Below are 18,411 nucleotides of genomic sequence, written 5' to 3' on the forward strand. Positions count from 1 at the left end.
GGAAGCAAATACCTACACCGTCACGCTGAACACAAACGGCGGCACGATCAACAGCGGCAATGTCACCGGATACACCTACGGCGTGGGTGCAACGCTTCCGACAGCCGACGATATGACCTATACGGGATATACGTTCAAGGGATGGTATGACAACGAAGGCTTGACCGGCTTTCCTGTTACGGCAATCAGCGACACCGAAACGGGCAACAAGGGATATTGGGCGAAGTGGGAAGCAAATGCCTACACCGTCACGCTGAACACGAACGGCGGAACGATCAACAACGGCAATGTCACCGAATACACCTACGGCGCAGGTGCAACGCTCCCGACAGCCGACGATATGACCTATACAGGCCACACGTTCGTGGGCTGGTATGACAACGAAAATCTGACCGGCTCTCTTGTTGCGGCAATCGGCGGTACAGAAACGGGCAATAAGGAATACTGGGCGAAGTGGGAAGCAAATACCTATACCGTGACATTTTACCCTAATGGTGGCAGTGTCAATCCGGTTGCTGCTACCACAGATAGTTCCGGCAAGCTGTCCTCTTTACCTACACCAACCCGTGGTGGCAACTATCGTTTTGATGGATGGTACACCGAACAGACCGGCGGCATAAAAGTTACCTTAAATCAGGTTTATACGGCAGATACCACCCTATATGCCTACTGGATCTATACTAGCGGCAGTTCATCTTCCGAAGACAGGGACGATCCCTCTGGCAACGCCTTTATCACTGATCGTCCGAACAAGGATAACCCGACCACACCAACTACAGCAAAATCAAATTCTGTAAAAGTGGATAGTAAGGGAAATGCAGTGATTACAAGAAGCATAGTTGCTGATGTTATCTCCGTTGCCCAGTCTGACTCAATAAAGCATGGGAATACGAAAAACGGTATCGCGGTGGTTGTTCCTGTGGAAATCAGCAAAGCGTTAGCTGGTGTGCAGATTACGCTGAAAGCAGATGCACTGGATAAACTAGTGTCCTCTGGTGTCAAACGGTTCACCATCGATACCGACAGTATGGCTGACTTTGGATTTATGCTGGATACCCTAAAGGAACTGAACCGTCAGACTACCGGAGATCTTATTCTAAAAATGAAGAAGACCGCAGTTACCTCTCAGGAAGTAGAAACAGCCATTGGAAATCGCCCGGTCTATGATATTACCTTATGGGAAGTAAAGAACGGCAAGGAAACTGCTGTCAACTTGAGCGGGAAGACCGTCAGCATTGCAATTCCGTATACTCCGGCGAAAAACGAGAAGCCTGGCAACCTGTATGCGGTTTATGTGGACGAAAACGGTAATGTACAGTGGATCAGCAAATCCAGCTATAATATGGATCAGAAAGCAGTGATTTTTGTAGCAGAGCATTTCAGCATCTACGGCATAGGCTACAAGAATCAGATTCCTGCCTTTACCGACGTGAACAACCACTGGGCAAAGGACAATATGCTCTTTGTTGTTAGCCGTGGGCTGCTGAGTGGTACCAGTGCCACCACCTTCAGTCCCAATACCGGCATGACCAGAGGAATGTTTGTCACCGCACTGGGGCGATTAGCAGGTGTTGACCCGACTGATTACCAGGCCAGCATGTTTACCGATGTGAAAGAAGATGCTTACTACGCCCCCTATGTCAACTGGGCGGCAAAGACTGGCGTTGTCAGTGGAACGACAGATACTACTTTCGCCCCGGATACCAACATCAACCGCGAGCAGATGGCGGTCATTATGAAGAACTACGCTACCAAACTGGGCTACACCATCCCGAAAACTCTGGAAGTTGTGAATTTTGCGGATAGCGCAGGTATTTCTTCCTGGGCAAAAGAAGCGGTCAAGTCCATGCAGAAGGCGGGCATCCTTGCGGGCAAGACAAACAACTGTTTCGACCCTGCTGGAACCGCAACCAGAGCCGAAGTCGCTACCGTCCTGCGGCGGTTCGTGGAGATCGTCATCGATCCGCAGACTGCCAACGGCTGGGTGCAGAACGACAGCGGTGAATGGAGTTACTACAAAAACGGGGATTTGGTCAAAGGTTGGCTCTCTAATGATCAGAAGTGGTACTGGTTGGACAAAAATACCGGCAAAACTGTTCTATCTGCGGTGCGAGAACTTCATCAAATGAAGCAGCAATAGCATTAACGAGACGGATCAGGACGTCCAAGCTCGGCTTTCGTTTGTCATTCTCGATAGCTGCTAGAAAACGAGAACTGATTTCGGAACGATCCGCAATTTGCTCACGGGTATAATCCCGTTTTTCTCTAGCGCAGCGAAGGGAACAACCAAATGAGAACATAATTTGTTGCTTTTTTTTAGACACTCTCCGTCACCTCACATAACAATATTCTACGATTTACCAATGCTATGCGAAATGATTGCAGAGTAGCTTTTTCATAACCACTATCCGTTCCGTTCTGGCTTAAGGGGGGAGTTGATGATATACAAAGAAAATAGCCTGTCCGTTTTGTTTTATTCATTTTTCCAAGAAGCCGATCTCCACCTCAGCTCATGATGAATTACCCTTGCGCAGTATTTAAAGGAGTCGGGGCTGATAAATTCCCCGTTTTCCCGGATGGTTCCGTATTATCGACAATTACAAAAATCGCATTTTTGTTTGGCGTGTTCCAGATGCCGTTTACGGGATTGGGCACTTATGCAATGGCCATCGCGGTTGCCGTGATGAGTGCTTTCGTTTTATCTGGTGCACCGGGCGGCGGACTGGTCGGAGAAATGCTGATTGTCAGCTTGTTCGGATTTCCGGGAGAAGCGTTCCCGCTTATTGCAACGATCGGCTTTCTGGTGGATCCGATGGCAACCAGCCTGAATGCTTCCGGTGATGCAGTGGCATCCATGATGATCGCGCGCATTGTGGAAGGAAAAAACTGGATGCAGGATAATCTGGCGGAAATGAAAAAATCATGATATACATAGAAAGGTAGTGTGAATCCTATGAAAATCACTGTAATTGGAAGTCATCTTTGCCCGGATACCTTATATGCATTGCAGCAGCTTTCCAAGGCTGGTGCAGAGACTGAGTTTAAGGATATTTTGAGAAGATAGATAAGATAAAAGCTGGCAGAAAATAGAAAGAAGGCTGGAAATGCTCACGATACACTGTTTTGACAGATGGATGGTGCATTCCAGCCTGTTTTGGAAAATACAGCAGGAGAAGAAAAGAAATGATGCAAAAACTGACAAGACTGATTTTGGATGATATGAAACCGGCGCTTGGAGTGACGGAGCCGGGAGCCATTGCGTATGCGGTTGCAACAGCGAGAAGCTATATAGAAGAGCCCGTGGAAACAGTGAAGCTTCGCTTAAACAGCGGAATGTTCAAAAATGCATTTACCTGTGGCATCCCGGGAATGGATGAGGTCGGAAACTATTATGCAGCTGCCTTAGGCGCAGTCGCATCGGATCCGGAGAAAAAACTGGAATGTCTGGATGGAATTACCGAAGAACAAAAAGCACAGGCAAGAAAGATGGTAAAAAACGGACAGATTTCGGTCGAGATGAGCGTGATTGCCAGCGATATTTTTATTGAGGCTACGGTGCATGGTACGTTGGACCATGTGACGGTTACCATTCAGCATGCACATACAAATATCATCAGAATCGAAAAAAATGGGGAGATTTTATTTCAGAAGGAGACTGAGCCTCTGGAAATGGAAGAAAGCAGTACGATTCACCAGTACACGTTGGATGCACTGTATCAGTATGCCAAAACAGTGGACATTGAGGAGCTGCGTTTTATCCGCAAAGCTTACGAATTGAATCTGGATTTATTTTATGAAGGAATAAAAAGCAAAAAAACCACATATGCGCCCTATTTGTTGAAACAAATGATGGAAAGGTAATCTCAGAGGATGAACAAAAAACAGCTTCCCTTCTTTGCAATGCAGCGATAGAAGCGAGAGTGCTCGGACTTTCCAAACCGGCTATGAGCATTACCGGTTCCGGCGCCCATGGAATCATTGCGACGATGCCGCTCTATGCTGCATATAAGGTAAAGGAATATTCCCAGGAAACACTTCTGAGGGCAACGGCGCTTAGTTATCTTGTCTGCATGTACATAAAGGAATATTCCGGGAAACTGTCCGCTTTTTGCGGATGTGCCATTGCGGCAGGAACGGGTATGGCCTGTGGACTTGTGCTGATGCGGGGCGGGGATACCGATGCAATGAAACGGACCATTAACAATATGGCCAGCAGTATTACCGGAATGATCTGTGACGGCGGAAACCAGGGATGTGCCATGAAAGGTGTGGTTGCGGTGGATGCCGCTTACCGTTCTGTAGATATGGCGATGAATGGCGTATATATTTATGATGTCCATGGAATTAATGCCGATACACCGGAAGAAACCATGCGTAATATGGGCCTGATCGCGTCTCCGGGAATGATCGGGACCGAAAAGACCATGATGGATATTTTGAATGGGAAAAATAAATAATATAGAGAAATCTTATGGAACGAAATGATAAGTGCTATCAAACTTATGTACAGATATTAAAAGAAGAACTGATCCCTGCGATGGGATGTACCGAACCGATTGCCATTGCCTATGCAGCAGCGGCTGCCCGGGAGTTATTGGGCGCATGCCGGATAAAGTGAAGGTAGGGGTTCGTGACAATATTATTAAAAATGTAAAAAGTGTTGTCGTTCCCAATACAGACGAAATGCGGGGCATTGAATCAGCTGCAGTGGCAGGAATCCTTGGCTTCCATATGTATCAGAATGGACAGCAGTTCAAAGGCGGAGAGGGCATTGTTACCAAAGGCGTAGAGGCAACGATCCGCAATGTAGGTCAGCTTGGCCGGGAGGGAATGCGTCAGACCGACCAGGAAATTGTAAAGATTATGATGGGAGACAAAGGAGAACAGGATACATGATTATACGAACTGCCAGCTTAGAGGATCTTGACGCGATCACAAAAATCGAACAGGTATGCTTTCCTGCTGCGGAAGCGGCTGACAGAGCATCGTTTTGCGAAAGGCTTACTTACTATCCGAACCATTTCTGGTTGTTGACAGACCAGGAAAAAATCGTTGGATTTGTAAATGAAGGTGTTTCGGAATCCGTTCACGGAAATGTGATCTGGTATCAGATGCGTTTGACATTTTAGCAGATATCGACAGATCGCAGCATGATATGATTTAACAGAGACATTGCTTTCTGGACAGGCGGTATTATTCGCAGTATACTGAATATCAGTTGGACGCGGTATATCTGTTCTTTTTGCCGCATCTGTCAGAAAGCGAGGCATCTTATGGAAAAAAATAATATCCACATCCGTGTGGCATCGGAGGACGATGCAGAAAGCCTGTTAGCCATTTACACACCGTATGTGGTCAAAACGGCTATTACCTTTGAGTATGAGGTTCCGACCCTGGAAGAATTCCGCGGAAGGATCCGCCACACCCTGCAGAAATATCCTTATCTTGTGGCAGAACAGAATGGAAAGATCCTTGGTTATGCCTATGTCAGCCCCTTTAAGGCGCGGGCGGCTTACGACTGGGCCGTGGAAACCTCGATCTATGTCGATGAGAATCTGCGGCATTCCGGCGTGGGCGGCAGACTGAACCATGCGCTGGAGACTGTCTGTGGCTCCATGGGAATCCTGAACATGGAGGCCTGTGTCGGTGTGCCGGAGGTGGAAGATGAGCACTTGACCCGCAACAGCGTGGAGTACCACGCCCACATTGGTTACCGGCTTGTGGGCGAGTTTTACAAGTGCGGTTATAAATTCGGACGATGGTACAACATGGTCTGGATGGAGAAGCTGATCGGGGAGCACAAAGCGGAGACACCGGCACCGGTCTGGTTCCCGGAGCTTTCTGGTGTGCAGGAACTGTTAGATGGTTTGTCATAGGGCACTTTTGCCCCAACACTATAGAATACAATCGTTCGCGCACGACAACGGTAACTATGAACAATCATTATATTCCACAGCTTTTACTCAGACAGTTTTCCGTCCAGGGAAAGGTAAATGTTTACGATCTGGAACAATCACGGTTTTTGACCTCCAAGATCAAGCATGTATTTTCGGAGCAGAATCTGTTTGAGCCATGCGCGAACTTTTACAATCAGGCCTATGCTTACAAGGTGAAAAAACTGACCAGGGAAGAGGTCTGTCAGCTCAATGCGTTGATCCTGAATATGGAAACTGAATAGTTACAGCAATTCTATGATACCAGATACGACACCAGATGTCATTCCCAAATATCCGTATCTGCCATTTTCTATCTGTCTGGACCGGAGAAGAAACAGCAAGGAAGAAATCTTAGATGGCATCGAGCGCACCATGCAGCAGCTTGCCCAGGCAGACCAGGGAGAAAGCATTCCGGAGGATGCGTTTGACCGGTCTGCATACAACACCAGCTTCCTTTACCAGTTGCGCGATGAGCGAAGCCGCGTCACTCTTTTCGTCCTTTTCCAAAGCAGAAGAAGCCGGTAAGGAAACTTGTGGTGATGATTGTAAGGAAGCTTACGATGAAGCATCCGACGTAGAATTTGGCGAGGATGAATTTTTATCCGCTTTGCCCGATACAGAGCTGGAGGAGAAGCTCCGCCAGATCGGAGAAGCAGGAGAGCAGTATGCGAACAGGCAGCTGATCCGGCATTTTCTGGAAGAAGGATACCAGATCCGGGAAGAAAACGCACATCTCTGCCGACTGGAAAACGAACATACCGGACAGACTGCCGAAGTCTGCAGACCAGACAGCAATCATTACCATCAGGCCGGATGGGATATTGCTGTGCGAAAGACAAAGAAAACCGAAGGCGAAAGCCCGTCTGAGGAACAGACCGACTATTACGAAGTAAAAACCTGCACCATGCACAGCAGATACCGCAATCTGCTGCGGATCTCCAACGAACCATTTTTCAAATTTTTCGAAAATACGGATAAAGATCTTTATATTGCTGATAAGGTAGGCGTTGGAAAGACTATAGAAACAGGAATTATATTAAGTGAACTAGTTTATGGAAATCGGAATAACAAATGGATTCAGGAATCGTTAAAGGATGTTTTGTCACCAAGAATTCTTATTTTGGCGCCGCCGGCATTGTGTGCACAATGGAAAGAAGAACTAGAAGATAAATTTATGTTATCTGTATATGATGCCTATAGCGGTAAATTTGGAAGGATGGTGACCGCATAAATTGTAGTTTACGCAGAATCGTGGCAACAACTGCAAAAAGAAAAATATTTTTAAGTGCGACACCAGCATTTAATAAAAAGCAAGATTTTTTGAACGAAACAAACTTGCTGACACAGGAGTATTGTATAACTTCCAGTACAAAATCTGTGTCTAAATATTTGGATTTTCAACCAAGAATAGAATCTATATTGGTGGAATTGAATCAGGCGGAACGGAATTTATACAACGCAGTAGAAAATGTAACTTCTATAAATCAAATTTTGACAGAATTGATCAGAAATTGTTTTCTGGACAGCCCCACTCATCCGCAGTATACTAATACCAGAGCTGTTTGCGGCAGCCTTTTCACCGCTGCCGCAAAACAAACCAGAATATTCATATGGAGGAAAGCAACATGAGTACAAAAGCAGAATACGCAATTTCTTTACACGACAAGGGTTATAACTGTGCGCAGGCTGTGGCCTGCACCTTCTGTAAAGAATTTGGTGTGGACGAAAAAGAGATGTTTAAGATTGCAGAGGGTTTTGGCCTTGGCATGGGTATGATGGAGATGTGCGGTGCCCTGTCCGGCATGATGATGGTCATCGGCCTGGCAAACAGTGTCGGGGATCTGGAGCAGAGAGCGCCGACCAAGGGTGCTACCTACAAGCAGGTCAAGGAACAGGTTATGAAGTTTAAGGAGAAGAATGGTTCCTACCTGTGCCGGGAGCTGAAGGGCGTGGAGACTGGAAAGGTCCTTTGCAGCTGTCCGCAGTGCATCATGGATGCGGTGGCATTGACGGAAGCATACTTAGCGGAGCACCAGGCAAAGTAATTGCTGCCGGACACATGTGCAAACAGCAATGAAGATAAGGTTTCTGGACACGTGTGCGTGTATGGTGACAAAATACAATAAGAGGTGCGAAGCGTGGAAAAAAAGAAAACAGATCTGATCGAAGGGCCTATTTTTCAGGCTCTTCTGGTCTTTGCGATACCGCTGCTGATCGGAAATCTGTTTCAGCAGCTTTACAATACGGCGGATTCCTATGTGGTGGGAAACTTTGTCGATACGAATGCTCTGGCGGCGGTTGGTGCCTCCGGTTCGGTCATTCAGATGTTGGTTGGCTTTTTTATGGGCTTGTCGGTTGGTGCCGGGGTGGTGATCGCGCAGTATTTTGGTGCAGGCCGGAAGGAAGAGATGAGCCAGGCCATACACAGTGCTCTGGCCCTGACGGTTTTATTAAGTGTTCTTTTTACGGTGGTTGGAATTGCGGTGACGAGGCCGCTGCTAAAAGCGATTGGTGTGCCGCAGGAGGTGCTGCCGCATTCGACCTTGTATCTGACGATCTATTTTGCCGGAATTACGTTTCTTTTGTTTTATAACATGGGCTCCGGCATTTTGCGGGCGATCGGAAATTCCAGGGATCCGCTAATCTATCTGCAATTGCCAGTATCTTGAATGTTATTTTGGATGTACTCTTAGTCTGCGTAGCGCAGCTTGGTGTAGCCGGGGTGGCGCTTGGAACGCTGATTGCGCAGGCGGTCAGTGCAGTTCTGGTTATGCTTCAGCTTATGCGGACGAAGGAGGATTACCGGGTGGAAATAAAGAAGATCCGGTTCCATCCTGAGATGCTCAAACAGATCACCATAGTGGGACTTCCGGCGGCATTGCAACAGAGCATTACTGCGTTCTCGAATGTTGTGGTGCAGTCCTACATCAACAGCTTTGGCACGGCGGCTATAGCCGGGTATTCCACCACAGTGCGGATCGACGGCTTTCTCCAGCTTGCGCTGCAGAGCTTTAACATGACCATTACCACGTTTGTGGGCCAGAACATCGGTGCGAAAAAGACGGAACGGGTGAAGCGCGGCATTTTTACGGCATGGCTGATGTGTTCCGTGATCATATTGGCTGGAAGTGTTCTGATGAATCAGGAAGGTGCGATGCTGGTGCGGCTCTTCACGGATGATGAAGCTGTCATTGCCAACGGTGCGGCTATGCTCCGGCTGTTTTCCTATGCCTACTGGACGCTTCCGATCGTGCAGATTTTGAGCGGTGCGTTGCGAGGCGCTGGAAAGTCCAGTATTCCGATGTTTTTCATGCTGGGCTGTTTTGTGGTGATCCGGCAGATTTATCTGGCTGTCACGGTTCCGGCTACGCACAGCCTTCTTGTTGTCATGGCGGGCTGGCCGGTTACCTGGGCACTCTGTGCAGCAGGCATGACTGTGTATTTTTTCAAAGCCGACTGGATGCGGGATGCAGAGAAGTTGATTGGTTAACAGATTATTGTTTTTGTGGCTCTGGACGGTGAAGATTTGAAAATAATCAACAGAATAATCAACAGGGAAAAAACAGAATTCGCAAAAATAAAAAATCATAGAACTGGTATAGTAAATCCATTTCTCACAAAGACTAGACATAGAAAGGCTGCGGGATGATGAGGGCAGGAAATTTCTTGCGCACAACACCCTAATGTGTAAACCGCAGCAAAAAATAATGGCTGGAGCAGAAGCGCACATATTATGCGTGAACTGATCCGGGAAAGCGAGGGCCTTATGGGAAATGTGTTGAAATCCAGAAAAGCCGCAGTCATTGGCTGCGGCTTTGTTGGCTCTGCGACAGCGTTTACGCTCATGCAGAGTAAATTGTTTTCGGAGCTGGTACTTCTGGACGTGAATACCGACAAGGCAGATGGGGAAGCGAAGGATATTTCCCATGGTATTCCGTTTGCGGCTCCCATGAAAATCTATGCAGGTGATTATGATGATATCGCGGATGCGGCCATCATTATCGTGACGGCCGGGGCGAACCAGAAGCCGGATGAAACGCGGCTGGATTTGGTGCACAAGAATACGGAAATCTATAAAAGCATCATTCCTGAGATCGCCAGCCGGAATTTTGCCGGGATTTTGCTGATCGTGTCAAATCCGGTGGATATTTTGACGTATGTGGCACTTCGTTTAAGTGGATTGCCGGAAAACCGCGTCATCGGCTCCGGGACCGTTCTGGATACTGCACGCATGAAATATGCGCTGGGACAGCATCTGCAGGTCGACAGCCGCAGCGTGCATTCTTATATTGTGGGAGAGCACGGTGACAGCGAGATCGCGGTATTGAGCAGCACCAACATCTCCGGAATTCCGCTGGATGCATTCTGTGAGATGCGCGGATATGAAAATCCGAGGGAGAAGCTGGACGAGATCGCGGAGTCGGTGAAAAACAGCGCCTACGACATCATTGCCAAAAAGCAGGCAACCTATTACGGCATTGCTATGTCGGTGCGTCGGATCTGCGCCTGCATCATCCGCAATGAGCGTTCCATTCTGCCGGTGTCCTCCATGATGCACGGGGAATATGGCATCCACAATATTGCACTCAGCATGCCGGCAATCCTGGGTGCGGACGGCGTGGAAACCCATGTACCGGTTTCACTGAATGAAGATGAGACAACACGGCTGATCCAGTCGGCAAAGACCCTGGGCGAGATTGCGCAGGAACTGGAACTGTAGCATTTGGCGTTGCTGTCAACGCAATTGTATCCATTTGACTGCAATATCATTGGATTAAACTACAGGTTGATTGTCAGAACGTCCCGCAGACTGTAGAATAAAAAACAGGAAACCGAAGCTAATCTGCGGCGCTGCATCGAATCCTATGGACTGGATGCAGCGCAGGAGCTGGGAAAGGTTCCGGAATATATTAGGAAGGAAGCGGAGAGAAAACGGTGAGAACGATCGTGGTCGGAGACATCCACGGATGCTTCCGGGACCATCCGTTTCTTGCGTATATCAGGACACTTCCGCTTTACTATGAAACGGAGCATTACATATGCGTGCACGCCGCTGTTTCCAGAAAAGGGCCGGAGTGCACAGACCGGAGCATTGCTCTGTGGGACCGCAGCCTGGCAGACGAGGGGATTTACTGCGGGAAGCTGGTAATCTACGGACACACGCCGATGGAAAAGGTACTGTACCAGCCGGGAGATGGCACCTGCAGGCAGATTGTTGCTGGAAGAAAGCAGCCGCTTCCGGAGTATGGCTGCATTGGGTTGGATACCGGATGTGTGTGGAAAAAGAAACTGACCGCCATGGTCATAGAAGAAAATAAAAACGGGCTGGAGTACCAGATCCGTCAGGTGGAGTATGGAAAGTAGTCTCCTTCTGTGGTATAATTTTTGCATTATGCGATCACAGAAGGAGGCTTTTTTATGGGCTTACAGGAGCAGGAAAAAGCAAAGAACTATCGCTGCATCGGCCTTCTGGCCCATGTGGATGCGGGCAAGACAACCTTGTCCGAGGCGGTTTTATATACATCAGGAACGATACGGAAGCTGGGGCGCGTGGATAACCGCGATGCCTATCTGGATACTTATGCGTTGGAGCGGGAGCGGGGCATTACCATTTTTTCCAAGCAGGCGGTCTGCCAGCTTGGCGATACGACGGTAACACTGCTTGATACACCTGGACACGTGGACTTTTCTGCGGAGATGGAGCGGACGCTGCAGGTGCTGGATTATGCGGTGCTTGTGATCAGCGGGGCAGATGGTGTGCAGGGACACACAGAGACCTTGTGGAGCTTGCTAAAGCGTTATCAGGTTCCAACCTTCCTTTTTATCAACAAGATGGACCAGCCGGGAACGGACCGCGAAGCGCTGATGGCAGAGCTGAAAAAGCGGCTGAACGATTCCTGCGTGGATTTTGCGGCATTGGATGGTCCGGAAGATGCGGTTCCGGAGGAAATCTGGGAAACCATCGCCATGTCCGATGAGGAGCTTTTGGAGCAGTATCTGGAAAACGGAAGCATTGCGCAGGAAGACATCCGCAGGCTGATCCGGCAGCGGAAGCTGTTTCCGTGCTATTTCGGGTCGGCGCTGAAGCTGCAGGGCGTGGAGAAACTGCTTGTCGGGTTGGAGAGGTGGATGGATGCCGGAATGTCTGGCAACGCATGCTCAAAAGGGGACCTGAATGGAGAACTTCCACATGTGAATCCTGACGTGGCGTTCGGCGCAAAGGTCTTCAAGATTTCCCGCGACGACCAGGGAGCCGCCTGACTCACTTAAAGATTACGTCGGGCAGTTTAAAGGTGAAGGATTTTCTGGAGGTGAAGGGTAAAGAGCCGGAGAAGGTCAACCAGATCCGCATGTATTCCGGCACAAAATATGAGCTGGTGAATGAGGCTGTGCCAGGCATGATCTGCGCGGTGACCGGTCCGGTGACAACGTATCCGGGCCAGGGCATCGGAACGGAGGCAGAATCCGAGCTTCCGGTTCTGGAGCCGGTCTTAAACTACCGTGTGGAGCTGCCGGAGGGCTGCGATGCCCACAAAATGCTGGCGGATTTAAAGCAGCTTGAGGAGGAGGAGCCGGAGCTTCACATTACCTGGAATGAGCAGGCACAGGAGATACAGGTGCAGGTTATGGGCGAGGTGCAGATCGAGGTGCTGAGGAGTCTGGTGGCAGAGCGTTTTGGTGTGGATATCCGCCTGGATGCAGGCAGCATTGTATACAAAGAGACGATCACGCAGACCGTAGAGGGCGTGGGGCATTTTGAGCCGCTGCGGCACTATGCGGAGGTCCATCTTCTGATGGAGCCGGGTGAGCCGGGCAGCGGCCTGCAGTTTTCTGCCCGCTGCAGTGAGGATTTTCTGGACCGGAACTGGCAGCGCCTGATCTTGACCCATCTGGAGGAAAAACGTCACCGGGGCGTGCTCACCGGTTCGGAGATCACCGATATGCAGATCACGCTAATTGCCGGGCGTGCGCATTTGAAGCACACCGAGGGCGGCGATTTCCGCCAGGCTACCTACCGGGCAGTCCGTCAGGGTTTGTGTGAGGCGGCAGCGAGGGCTGTGTGCAGATTTTAGAGCCATATTATGCATTTAAGCTGGAGGTTCCGTCTGAGTATGTGGGCCGCGCCATGACAGACTTAGAGCGCATGAAGGGAACCATCGAGCCGCCGCAGCTAGAGGGTGACAATATGCTTTTAAGCGGTGTCGTTCCGGTTGCCACCATGCAGAATTACCAGCGGGAGGTCGTGTCGTACACGAAAGGACGCGGGCGCTTAAGCTGCGTCCTGCAGGGATATTTTCCATGCCATAATGCGGTGGAGGTGGTGCAGGAGACCAACTATGAGGCAGAGCTTGATCTGGCCGATCCGACTGGTTCCGTATTTTGTGCCCATGGAGCCGGGTTTGTGGTACCGTGGTATGAGGTAAAGCACTACATGCACATCCAGACGGGAATCCCGGTGCTGGGAGAGGAAGCCGCTGCGGATATTGGTAATGATGCGGGCGGATGGAATGCGGGAAGCGGAGCCGGAAGGAACACCGGCGCGTCTGCAGGTGATGGCAGAAATGCGGGAGCAGGAACTGGAGCCAGAGGGATATCTGGCAGATCCGTATCGCAGACTGGAAGCCGTTCGAACTCTGGCGGTGCTGCGTCCTTTGGTGCTGATGAGAAAGAACTCGAAGCCATTTTTACCCGCACCTATGGCGAGAGCAAGCGCAAACTTTCTTACGACAGCGGCCCGCGCCAGGTGGTGTATGATTCTGGAAAATATGCGCATACCAAAAAGGAAGAGCCCGTGGAGGAATATCTTCTGGTGGATGGCTACAACATCCTTTATGCCTGGGAGGAGCTTCGGGAGCTGATGAAGGTCACACTGGACGGTGCGCGTCACCGCCTCATGGACATGCTCTGCAATTACCAGGGATACCGCAAATACAACCTGATCGTGGTATTTGATGCTTATAAGGTGAACGGCGGAGTCGGAAGCACGGAGGATTACCACAATATTCACGTGGTTTACACGAAAGAAGCAGAGACCGCAGACCAGTACATCGAAAAATTTGCCCATCAGATGGGAAAGAAATACCGGGTGACTGTGGCAACCTCCGATGGACTGGAGCAGGTCATCATCCGCAGCCAGGGCTGCCTTCTTATGTCAGCCAGTGATCTGGAAGAGGACATGGAGCGTGTCAGCCGCCAGATCGAGGAAGACCGGGGGCATTTGGTAAAGCCCGGCAAGCGATATCTGTTTGCGGATGTGGAGAAGGATCTGGCTGAATACTTAGAGCAGGTGCGGCTCGGGAAGATTCCGGCACCAGCGGAGAAGCAATGAGTGGAAACCTGGTTGCTGTATACGGGTAGGAATTTTCTGAACGGAAAATTCCGTAAGATACAGTTCTGGTAGCAGATTTTGCCGATTTGGAATGCGAAGCATCGGCAAAATCCCGTTGCCGGGCACGCACGTGTGAACGGCAACGAGAAATCTTCGCAGAATCAGAATTCCACCTTGCATTATTGTTTTCCTTGAAGTACAATATAACTGATTCGTCAAAATTTAGACAAACCATATTGGGAATGCAGGAAAAGAGCTGCTGTCTGCCGCATGGAAAACAGCAGCCATCGGACCGGAATCCGGTCGTTAAAGAAAAAGGAGAACAAGTCATGGAAAAAAGACCAGTGGTATTAATGATCCTGGATGGATACGGATTAAACGATAATTGTGAGGCAAACGCAGTCTGCGAGGGCAAGACCCCGGTTATGGACCAGCTTATGAGCCAGTGCCCGTTTGTAAAGGGTCAGGCAAGCGGTCTGGCAGTTGGTCTGCCGGACGGACAGATGGGTAACTCTGAGGTTGGCCACTTAAATATGGGTGCAGGCCGCATCGTATACCAGGAGCTGACCCGCATCACCAAGTCTATCGAGGATGGCGATTTCTTCCAGAATAAGGAGCTGATGGCAGCAGTTGAGAACTGCAAGAAGAACGATTCCGCGCTGCATATGTTCGGTCTGGTATCCGACGGCGGTGTACACAGCCACATCACCCATATTTACGGATTGCTGGAACTGGCTAAGAGAAACGGGCTTTCCAAAGTTTATGTTCATTGCTTCTTAGATGGTCGTGATACCCCGCCGACTTCCGGAAAAGAGTTCGTGGAAGCACTGGAAGCGAAGATGGCAGAGCTGGGCGTCGGCAAGGTTGGTGTTGTTTCCGGTCGTTATTATGCCATGGACCGTGATAAAAACTGGGATCGCGTGGAGAAAGCCTACAATGCGCTGACCAAAGGCGAGGGCGTTCACGCAGAGCATGCAGCAGATGCAATCCAGGCTTCTTACGACGACGGCAAGACCGATGAATTTATGATGCCAACTGTTATCACCGAAAACGGTGCTCCGGTCGCAACCATCAAAAACGGCGATTCCGTGATCTTCTTTAACTTCCGTCCGGACCGTGCACGTCAGCTGACCCGCACTTTCTGTGATGATGAATTTACCGGCTTTGACCGCGGCGAGCGCATCAAGACAACCTTTGTCTGCTTCACCGATTATGACGAGACTATCGAGAACAAGCTGGTTGCATTCAAGAAAGAGAGCATCACCAATACCTTTGGTGAGTTTTTGGCTGCGCACGGCTTAAAGCAGGCCCGTATCGCAGAGACCGAGAAATATGCGCATGTAACCTTCTTCTTTAACGGCGGTGTCGAGGAGCGAACCCAGGCGAAGACCGTATTCTGGTTCCGTCCCCGAAGGAAGTAGCAACCTACGACTTAAAGCCGGAGATGAGCGCACCGGCTGTCTGCGACAAGCTGGTAGACTGCATTAAGTCCGGCAAGTACGATGTCATCATCATCAACTTCGCGAACCCGGATATGGTCGGCCATACCGGAGTGGAGAGCGCAGCCATCAAGGCGATCGAGACGGTAGATGCCTGCGTCGGCAGAGCAGTCGATGCCATCAAGGAAGTGAACGGTGTGCTGTTTATCTGCGCAGACCACGGAAATGCAGAGCAGCTGGTGGATTACAGCACCGGTGAGCCGTGGACCGCACATACCACCAACCCGGTTCCGTTCATTCTGGTCAATGCAGATCCGGCTTATAAGTTAAGAGAGGGCGGTTGTCTGGCAGATATCGCGCCGACTCTCATTGAGCTGATGGGCATGGAACAGCCGAAAGAAATGACTGGAAAATCCCTGCTGATCAAATAACAATTTAAGTATATGACAAGGGCTGAATCCAATCTGTGATGAGCAGATCGCAGACATTCAGGCACTTGCAGGCACTTTACAGTACGGCTCCATCGTACTGGTCTTTCAGGATGGGGCACTGGTCCAGATGGAAAAACACGAGAAAATAAGGGTACGTTAATTCTAGTATCATCAGACGTCAGGATTGACCGGACAAACCGGAGATTCTGCAGAAATATCAGTCATGGTATTTTTGCGGGGTCTCCTTTTTTGTTCCTGCATGAGTATCCGGTAATGGAACATGGTCCAGTGTATATGAATGGAGACGTTGGATGGTGGATCAGAAAACATGATACCCGGCTGAGAAGAGAGGAGCAAACGATTATGAAAAAAAGCAATGCATCCGGAACTGGTGCGGCAGATGCCAATGCAGCAGATACTGGTGCGGCGGCCAGCAATACGGCAGATTAGAACAGTGCGCAGGGAAACGCTTCGGACACGGATGCACAGAATCCGCCGACTGCGGAGCATCCGCGCAAGGTGCTGATGTCTTTACTCCTGGAACTGGTATTTGCGAAATTACAGCATCATCTGGCGTTTGCGTAACAGGAGGAAATGTGTATGGTAACATTCCAATTTGACTGGGTGTTTACCTGGGAGGTATTCCTGGTCTGCATGAAGCAGGTTACGGTGTGTTTTTTTGCGGCAACGGCTGCCATGCTGACCGGACTGGAGGCAAAAACATGATCTTTTTGTGGTGGCCGATGCGATGAGATCCACTGCGAGCTGATCCTGGAAGGGGAGCATATCCCGTATTTCAGCCTGAACAAAGAGGCCGAGCAAAACAGCATCACCCTCTGTAGTGCGGGAAAGATCGCAAATATTCCGGTGCAGGCGCTGTATCAGGCACGCGCATATTACAAGAGACTGTTAGAAAAGCCGATTTAGGTGCCGCACATGCCCTGCTTTATTGGCGGCGCTGAAAAGATAGCACAGCGGCACCAGATACAGAAAGAATGCCGCAAACAGGCTGGTCATCGGAGCTCCGATGGTTGCGAGGGGAACAGCACCTGCGATGGACCACGGGATGAGCGGGGCCACGATCACGGCAGAGTTTTCCAGGGCGAGTGCCATGCAGGCATTGTCGGGCTCCAGATCGTGGCCAAGCTGCGTTGTCAGCATAATGGAGAGTGTCTGGTTGCAGGCAATCATGGAGGTGCCGGCTGCTGCCACCAGAATCGCACCGAACGGGGTGATACGCGCTCCAAGCTTCGATAACCCGGCTTTCAGTCCATCTAAGAGTCTGGTATTCTGGAAAATACCGGCATAGGATGAGGAGATGCATACGATCGCTGCGACCTTCACCATGGAGAGAATACCGCCTCCATCAAGAAATGTGGCAGCCTCTGGGTCTGCAGCATGGTAGCCAGATAAAAGCAGCTGCGGCAGGTCTGTAACAGCCAGATCCTGAATGAAAAAGCCGACGACCAGAGAAGCGGCAATGCTGGCAAGCATAGCGAATTTAACCGGGATCCGCATCAGTGCGAGGATCAGGATCACAACGGCTGGCAGGATGGCTGTCGGGTGAAGCACAACCTCCCGCCCAAACAGGGAGGTAAGATCCGTCGTTTCGGTTTGGCTGTGCAGCTGAAAGCCGAGGACTCCGTACAGGATGCAGGTCAGAAGAAACGGAAACCATGCGGTGCGGACCATGTTTTTGATGTTGTCAAAGATGCTGGTCTTCGTCAGCTCGCTGACTAACAGCGCACTGGTGGAAAATGGGGAACAGCGGTCCCCGAAAAAGGCTCCGGAGAGAATGGCACCTCCGAGAAGCAGCGGGCTTGCACCTGCAGAAACTCCCATGGCCATGCAGATGACGCCGATGGTAGCTGCCGTGCCAAACGAGGTTCCGGTCAGCACGGAAAGTGCACAGTTTAACAGGAATGAGACAAGCAGGATCACCTCAGGGCGTAAGAGTTTTGCTGCGTGGCAGATGATAAACGGGATCGTCCCGCAGGCATGCCACAGGGCCGTCATCATCCCAATCAGGACAAATACGATCAGAATGTTTTTGGCAGTGAGAATGCCGGAAATGAGCATGGAGAGAATCTTCTTTGGAGGATTCCCTTTTTTTAACGTAACACTGCAAGAATTCTCCCATCCTCTTCAGGTGGTGGGATGAATTGCCTGCTTTTGATTCCTGATATGCAATAACTGGCATGATTCGATAGTGCACATATCTGTGCTGGCAGAAAAAGAACATACATTCGATAAGAATATAGACATATAGAGCAATA

20 protein-coding genes and 5 pseudogenes are annotated in these 18,411 nt (G+C 49.9%); 23 read left to right on the forward strand and 2 right to left on the reverse strand.

All coding sequences use genetic code 11. The annotated features are described in order from the left end of the window. Window positions 1-25 precede the first annotated feature (25 nt). Window positions 26-2,140, forward strand: coding sequence for an S-layer homology domain-containing protein (locus tag DXA97_RS17385; RefSeq protein WP_279221196.1), 2,115 nt, complete (start codon window positions 26-28; stop codon window positions 2,138-2,140). On the opposite strand, the gene DXA97_RS17390 is transcribed toward DXA97_RS17385, so the two are convergent. After that, window positions 2,049-2,300, reverse strand: coding sequence for a helix-turn-helix transcriptional regulator (locus DXA97_RS17390; protein WP_182436951.1), 252 nt, complete (start codon window positions 2,298-2,300; stop codon window positions 2,049-2,051). The two genes, DXA97_RS17385 and DXA97_RS17390, sit on opposite strands and share 92 nt — an antisense overlap. A 275-nt stretch (window positions 2,301-2,575) precedes the next feature. On the opposite strand from DXA97_RS17390, the pseudogene DXA97_RS17395 reads away from it, so the two are divergent. From DXA97_RS17395 to DXA97_RS21705, 22 genes and pseudogenes are all read left to right on the forward strand, one after another. After that, a pseudogene (locus tag DXA97_RS17395) lies at window positions 2,576-2,926 on the forward strand (cation:dicarboxylase symporter family transporter); the annotation flags it as partial. 27 nt (window positions 2,927-2,953) lie between these two features. Continuing rightward, window positions 2,954-3,055 (forward strand): annotated as a pseudogene (locus DXA97_RS17400) (glutaredoxin); the annotation flags it as partial. A gap of 128 nt (window positions 3,056-3,183) precedes the next feature. Continuing rightward, window positions 3,184-3,861: a hypothetical protein gene (locus tag DXA97_RS22475; protein WP_347561685.1), complete on the forward strand. Its 678-nt coding sequence runs from the start codon at window positions 3,184-3,186 to the stop codon at window positions 3,859-3,861. A 59-nt stretch (window positions 3,862-3,920) separates the two neighbouring features. After that, the gene (locus tag DXA97_RS22480; protein ID WP_347561686.1) at window positions 3,921-4,457 is read left to right on the forward strand and encodes an L-serine ammonia-lyase, iron-sulfur-dependent, subunit alpha; all 537 of its coding nucleotides are present in this window, start codon (window positions 3,921-3,923) and stop codon (window positions 4,455-4,457) included. Between the two features lie 14 nt (window positions 4,458-4,471). After that, window positions 4,472-4,722 (forward strand): annotated as a pseudogene (locus DXA97_RS21230) (serine dehydratase subunit alpha family protein); the annotation flags it as partial. A gap of 9 nt (window positions 4,723-4,731) precedes the next feature. Further along, on the forward strand, window positions 4,732-4,896 hold the full coding sequence (locus DXA97_RS21235) for an L-serine ammonia-lyase, iron-sulfur-dependent, subunit alpha (protein ID WP_243107738.1): 165 nt from the start codon (window positions 4,732-4,734) through the stop codon (window positions 4,894-4,896). Continuing rightward, window positions 4,893-5,129: a hypothetical protein gene (locus DXA97_RS17415; protein WP_118721245.1), complete on the forward strand. Its 237-nt coding sequence runs from the start codon at window positions 4,893-4,895 to the stop codon at window positions 5,127-5,129. Before DXA97_RS21235 ends, DXA97_RS17415 begins: the two co-directional genes overlap by 4 nt. 144 nt (window positions 5,130-5,273) lie before the next feature. Beyond that, entirely contained in the window at window positions 5,274-5,876 is a 603-nt protein-coding gene (locus DXA97_RS17420) for a GNAT family N-acetyltransferase (RefSeq protein ID WP_118721246.1), read from the forward strand. A 56-nt stretch (window positions 5,877-5,932) separates the two neighbouring features. Next, complete coding sequence (locus DXA97_RS20370) at window positions 5,933-6,178, forward strand: DUF4238 domain-containing protein (protein ID WP_182436950.1); 246 nt, start codon at window positions 5,933-5,935, stop codon at window positions 6,176-6,178. Between the two features lie 13 nt (window positions 6,179-6,191). Further along, window positions 6,192-6,461: a hypothetical protein gene (locus tag DXA97_RS17430; RefSeq protein ID WP_118721247.1), complete on the forward strand. Its 270-nt coding sequence runs from the start codon at window positions 6,192-6,194 to the stop codon at window positions 6,459-6,461. After that, complete coding sequence (locus DXA97_RS17435) at window positions 6,406-7,167, forward strand: DEAD/DEAH box helicase (RefSeq protein ID WP_147355594.1); 762 nt, start codon at window positions 6,406-6,408, stop codon at window positions 7,165-7,167. The genes DXA97_RS17430 and DXA97_RS17435 overlap by 56 nt, the downstream gene beginning before the upstream one ends. Before the next feature lie 20 nt (window positions 7,168-7,187). Then, on the forward strand, window positions 7,188-7,565 hold the full coding sequence (locus DXA97_RS17440; protein ID WP_118721249.1) for a hypothetical protein: 378 nt from the start codon (window positions 7,188-7,190) through the stop codon (window positions 7,563-7,565). Further along, entirely contained in the window at window positions 7,562-7,981 is a 420-nt protein-coding gene (locus DXA97_RS17445; protein ID WP_118721250.1) for a C-GCAxxG-C-C family protein, read from the forward strand. The genes DXA97_RS17440 and DXA97_RS17445 overlap by 4 nt, the downstream gene beginning before the upstream one ends. A 93-nt stretch (window positions 7,982-8,074) precedes the next feature. Further along, a complete protein-coding gene (locus DXA97_RS21240) occupies window positions 8,075-8,605 on the forward strand; it encodes an MATE family efflux transporter (protein ID WP_243107735.1) in 531 nt (176 codons plus the stop codon). A gap of 8 nt (window positions 8,606-8,613) precedes the next feature. Then, entirely contained in the window at window positions 8,614-9,426 is an 813-nt protein-coding gene (locus tag DXA97_RS21245) for an MATE family efflux transporter (protein ID WP_243107736.1), read from the forward strand. 243 nt (window positions 9,427-9,669) lie between these two features. Next, window positions 9,670-10,656 (forward strand): L-lactate dehydrogenase, encoded by a 987-nt coding sequence (locus DXA97_RS17455; RefSeq protein WP_243032272.1) that lies wholly within the window; start codon window positions 9,670-9,672, stop codon window positions 10,654-10,656. Between the two features lie 215 nt (window positions 10,657-10,871). After that, on the forward strand, window positions 10,872-11,300 hold the full coding sequence (locus DXA97_RS17460) for a hypothetical protein (protein ID WP_118721251.1): 429 nt from the start codon (window positions 10,872-10,874) through the stop codon (window positions 11,298-11,300). Window positions 11,301-11,354: 54 nt separating this feature from the next. Next, window positions 11,355-14,265 (forward strand): annotated as a pseudogene (locus DXA97_RS17465) (translation factor GTPase family protein). A 329-nt stretch (window positions 14,266-14,594) separates the two neighbouring features. Continuing rightward, a pseudogene (gpmI, locus tag DXA97_RS17470) lies at window positions 14,595-16,135 on the forward strand (2,3-bisphosphoglycerate-independent phosphoglycerate mutase). Between the two features lie 55 nt (window positions 16,136-16,190). Continuing rightward, window positions 16,191-16,295, forward strand: coding sequence for a YezD family protein (locus tag DXA97_RS21700; RefSeq protein ID WP_279221197.1), 105 nt, complete (start codon window positions 16,191-16,193; stop codon window positions 16,293-16,295). A gap of 113 nt (window positions 16,296-16,408) precedes the next feature. Beyond that, window positions 16,409-16,585, forward strand: a complete 177-nt coding sequence (locus DXA97_RS20375) for a hypothetical protein (protein WP_154106755.1) — start codon at window positions 16,409-16,411, stop codon at window positions 16,583-16,585. A gap of 150 nt (window positions 16,586-16,735) precedes the next feature. Then, complete coding sequence (locus DXA97_RS21705) at window positions 16,736-16,861, forward strand: hypothetical protein (protein ID WP_279221195.1); 126 nt, start codon at window positions 16,736-16,738, stop codon at window positions 16,859-16,861. Between the two features lie 183 nt (window positions 16,862-17,044). On the opposite strand, the gene DXA97_RS17485 is transcribed toward DXA97_RS21705, so the two are convergent. Then, window positions 17,045-18,214 carry a Na+/H+ antiporter NhaC family protein gene (locus DXA97_RS17485; protein ID WP_118721253.1) on the reverse strand — a complete coding sequence of 390 codons (1,170 nt, stop codon included), beginning with the start codon at window positions 18,212-18,214 and terminating at the stop codon, window positions 17,045-17,047. Window positions 18,215-18,411 lie beyond the last annotated feature (197 nt).

The organism is Clostridium sp. OF09-36 (assembly GCF_003481985.1).
Lineage (GTDB): Bacteria > Bacillota > Clostridia > Lachnospirales > Lachnospiraceae > Brotaphodocola.

Coding starts and splice junctions, on each gene's coding strand:
- DXA97_RS17390 (WP_182436951.1), bottom strand. CDS start 2,300: ATGTTCTCATTTGGTTGTTCCCTTCGCTGCGCTAGAGAAAAACGGGAT.
- DXA97_RS22475 (WP_347561685.1), top strand. CDS start 3,184: ATGATGCAAAAACTGACAAGACTGATTTTGGATGATATGAAACCGGCG.
- DXA97_RS21235 (WP_243107738.1), top strand. CDS start 4,732: ATGTATCAGAATGGACAGCAGTTCAAAGGCGGAGAGGGCATTGTTACC.
- DXA97_RS17415 (WP_118721245.1), top strand. CDS start 4,893: ATGATTATACGAACTGCCAGCTTAGAGGATCTTGACGCGATCACAAAA.
- DXA97_RS17420 (WP_118721246.1), top strand. CDS start 5,274: ATGGAAAAAAATAATATCCACATCCGTGTGGCATCGGAGGACGATGCA.
- DXA97_RS20370 (WP_182436950.1), top strand. CDS start 5,933: ATGAACAATCATTATATTCCACAGCTTTTACTCAGACAGTTTTCCGTC.
- DXA97_RS17430 (WP_118721247.1), top strand. CDS start 6,192: ATGATACCAGATACGACACCAGATGTCATTCCCAAATATCCGTATCTG.
- DXA97_RS17435 (WP_147355594.1), top strand. CDS start 6,406: ATGAGCGAAGCCGCGTCACTCTTTTCGTCCTTTTCCAAAGCAGAAGAA.
- DXA97_RS17445 (WP_118721250.1), top strand. CDS start 7,562: ATGAGTACAAAAGCAGAATACGCAATTTCTTTACACGACAAGGGTTAT.
- DXA97_RS17455 (WP_243032272.1), top strand. CDS start 9,670: ATGCGTGAACTGATCCGGGAAAGCGAGGGCCTTATGGGAAATGTGTTG.
- DXA97_RS20375 (WP_154106755.1), top strand. CDS start 16,409: ATGGAACATGGTCCAGTGTATATGAATGGAGACGTTGGATGGTGGATC.
- DXA97_RS21705 (WP_279221195.1), top strand. CDS start 16,736: ATGGTAACATTCCAATTTGACTGGGTGTTTACCTGGGAGGTATTCCTG.
- DXA97_RS17485 (WP_118721253.1), bottom strand. CDS start 18,214: ATGCTCATTTCCGGCATTCTCACTGCCAAAAACATTCTGATCGTATTT.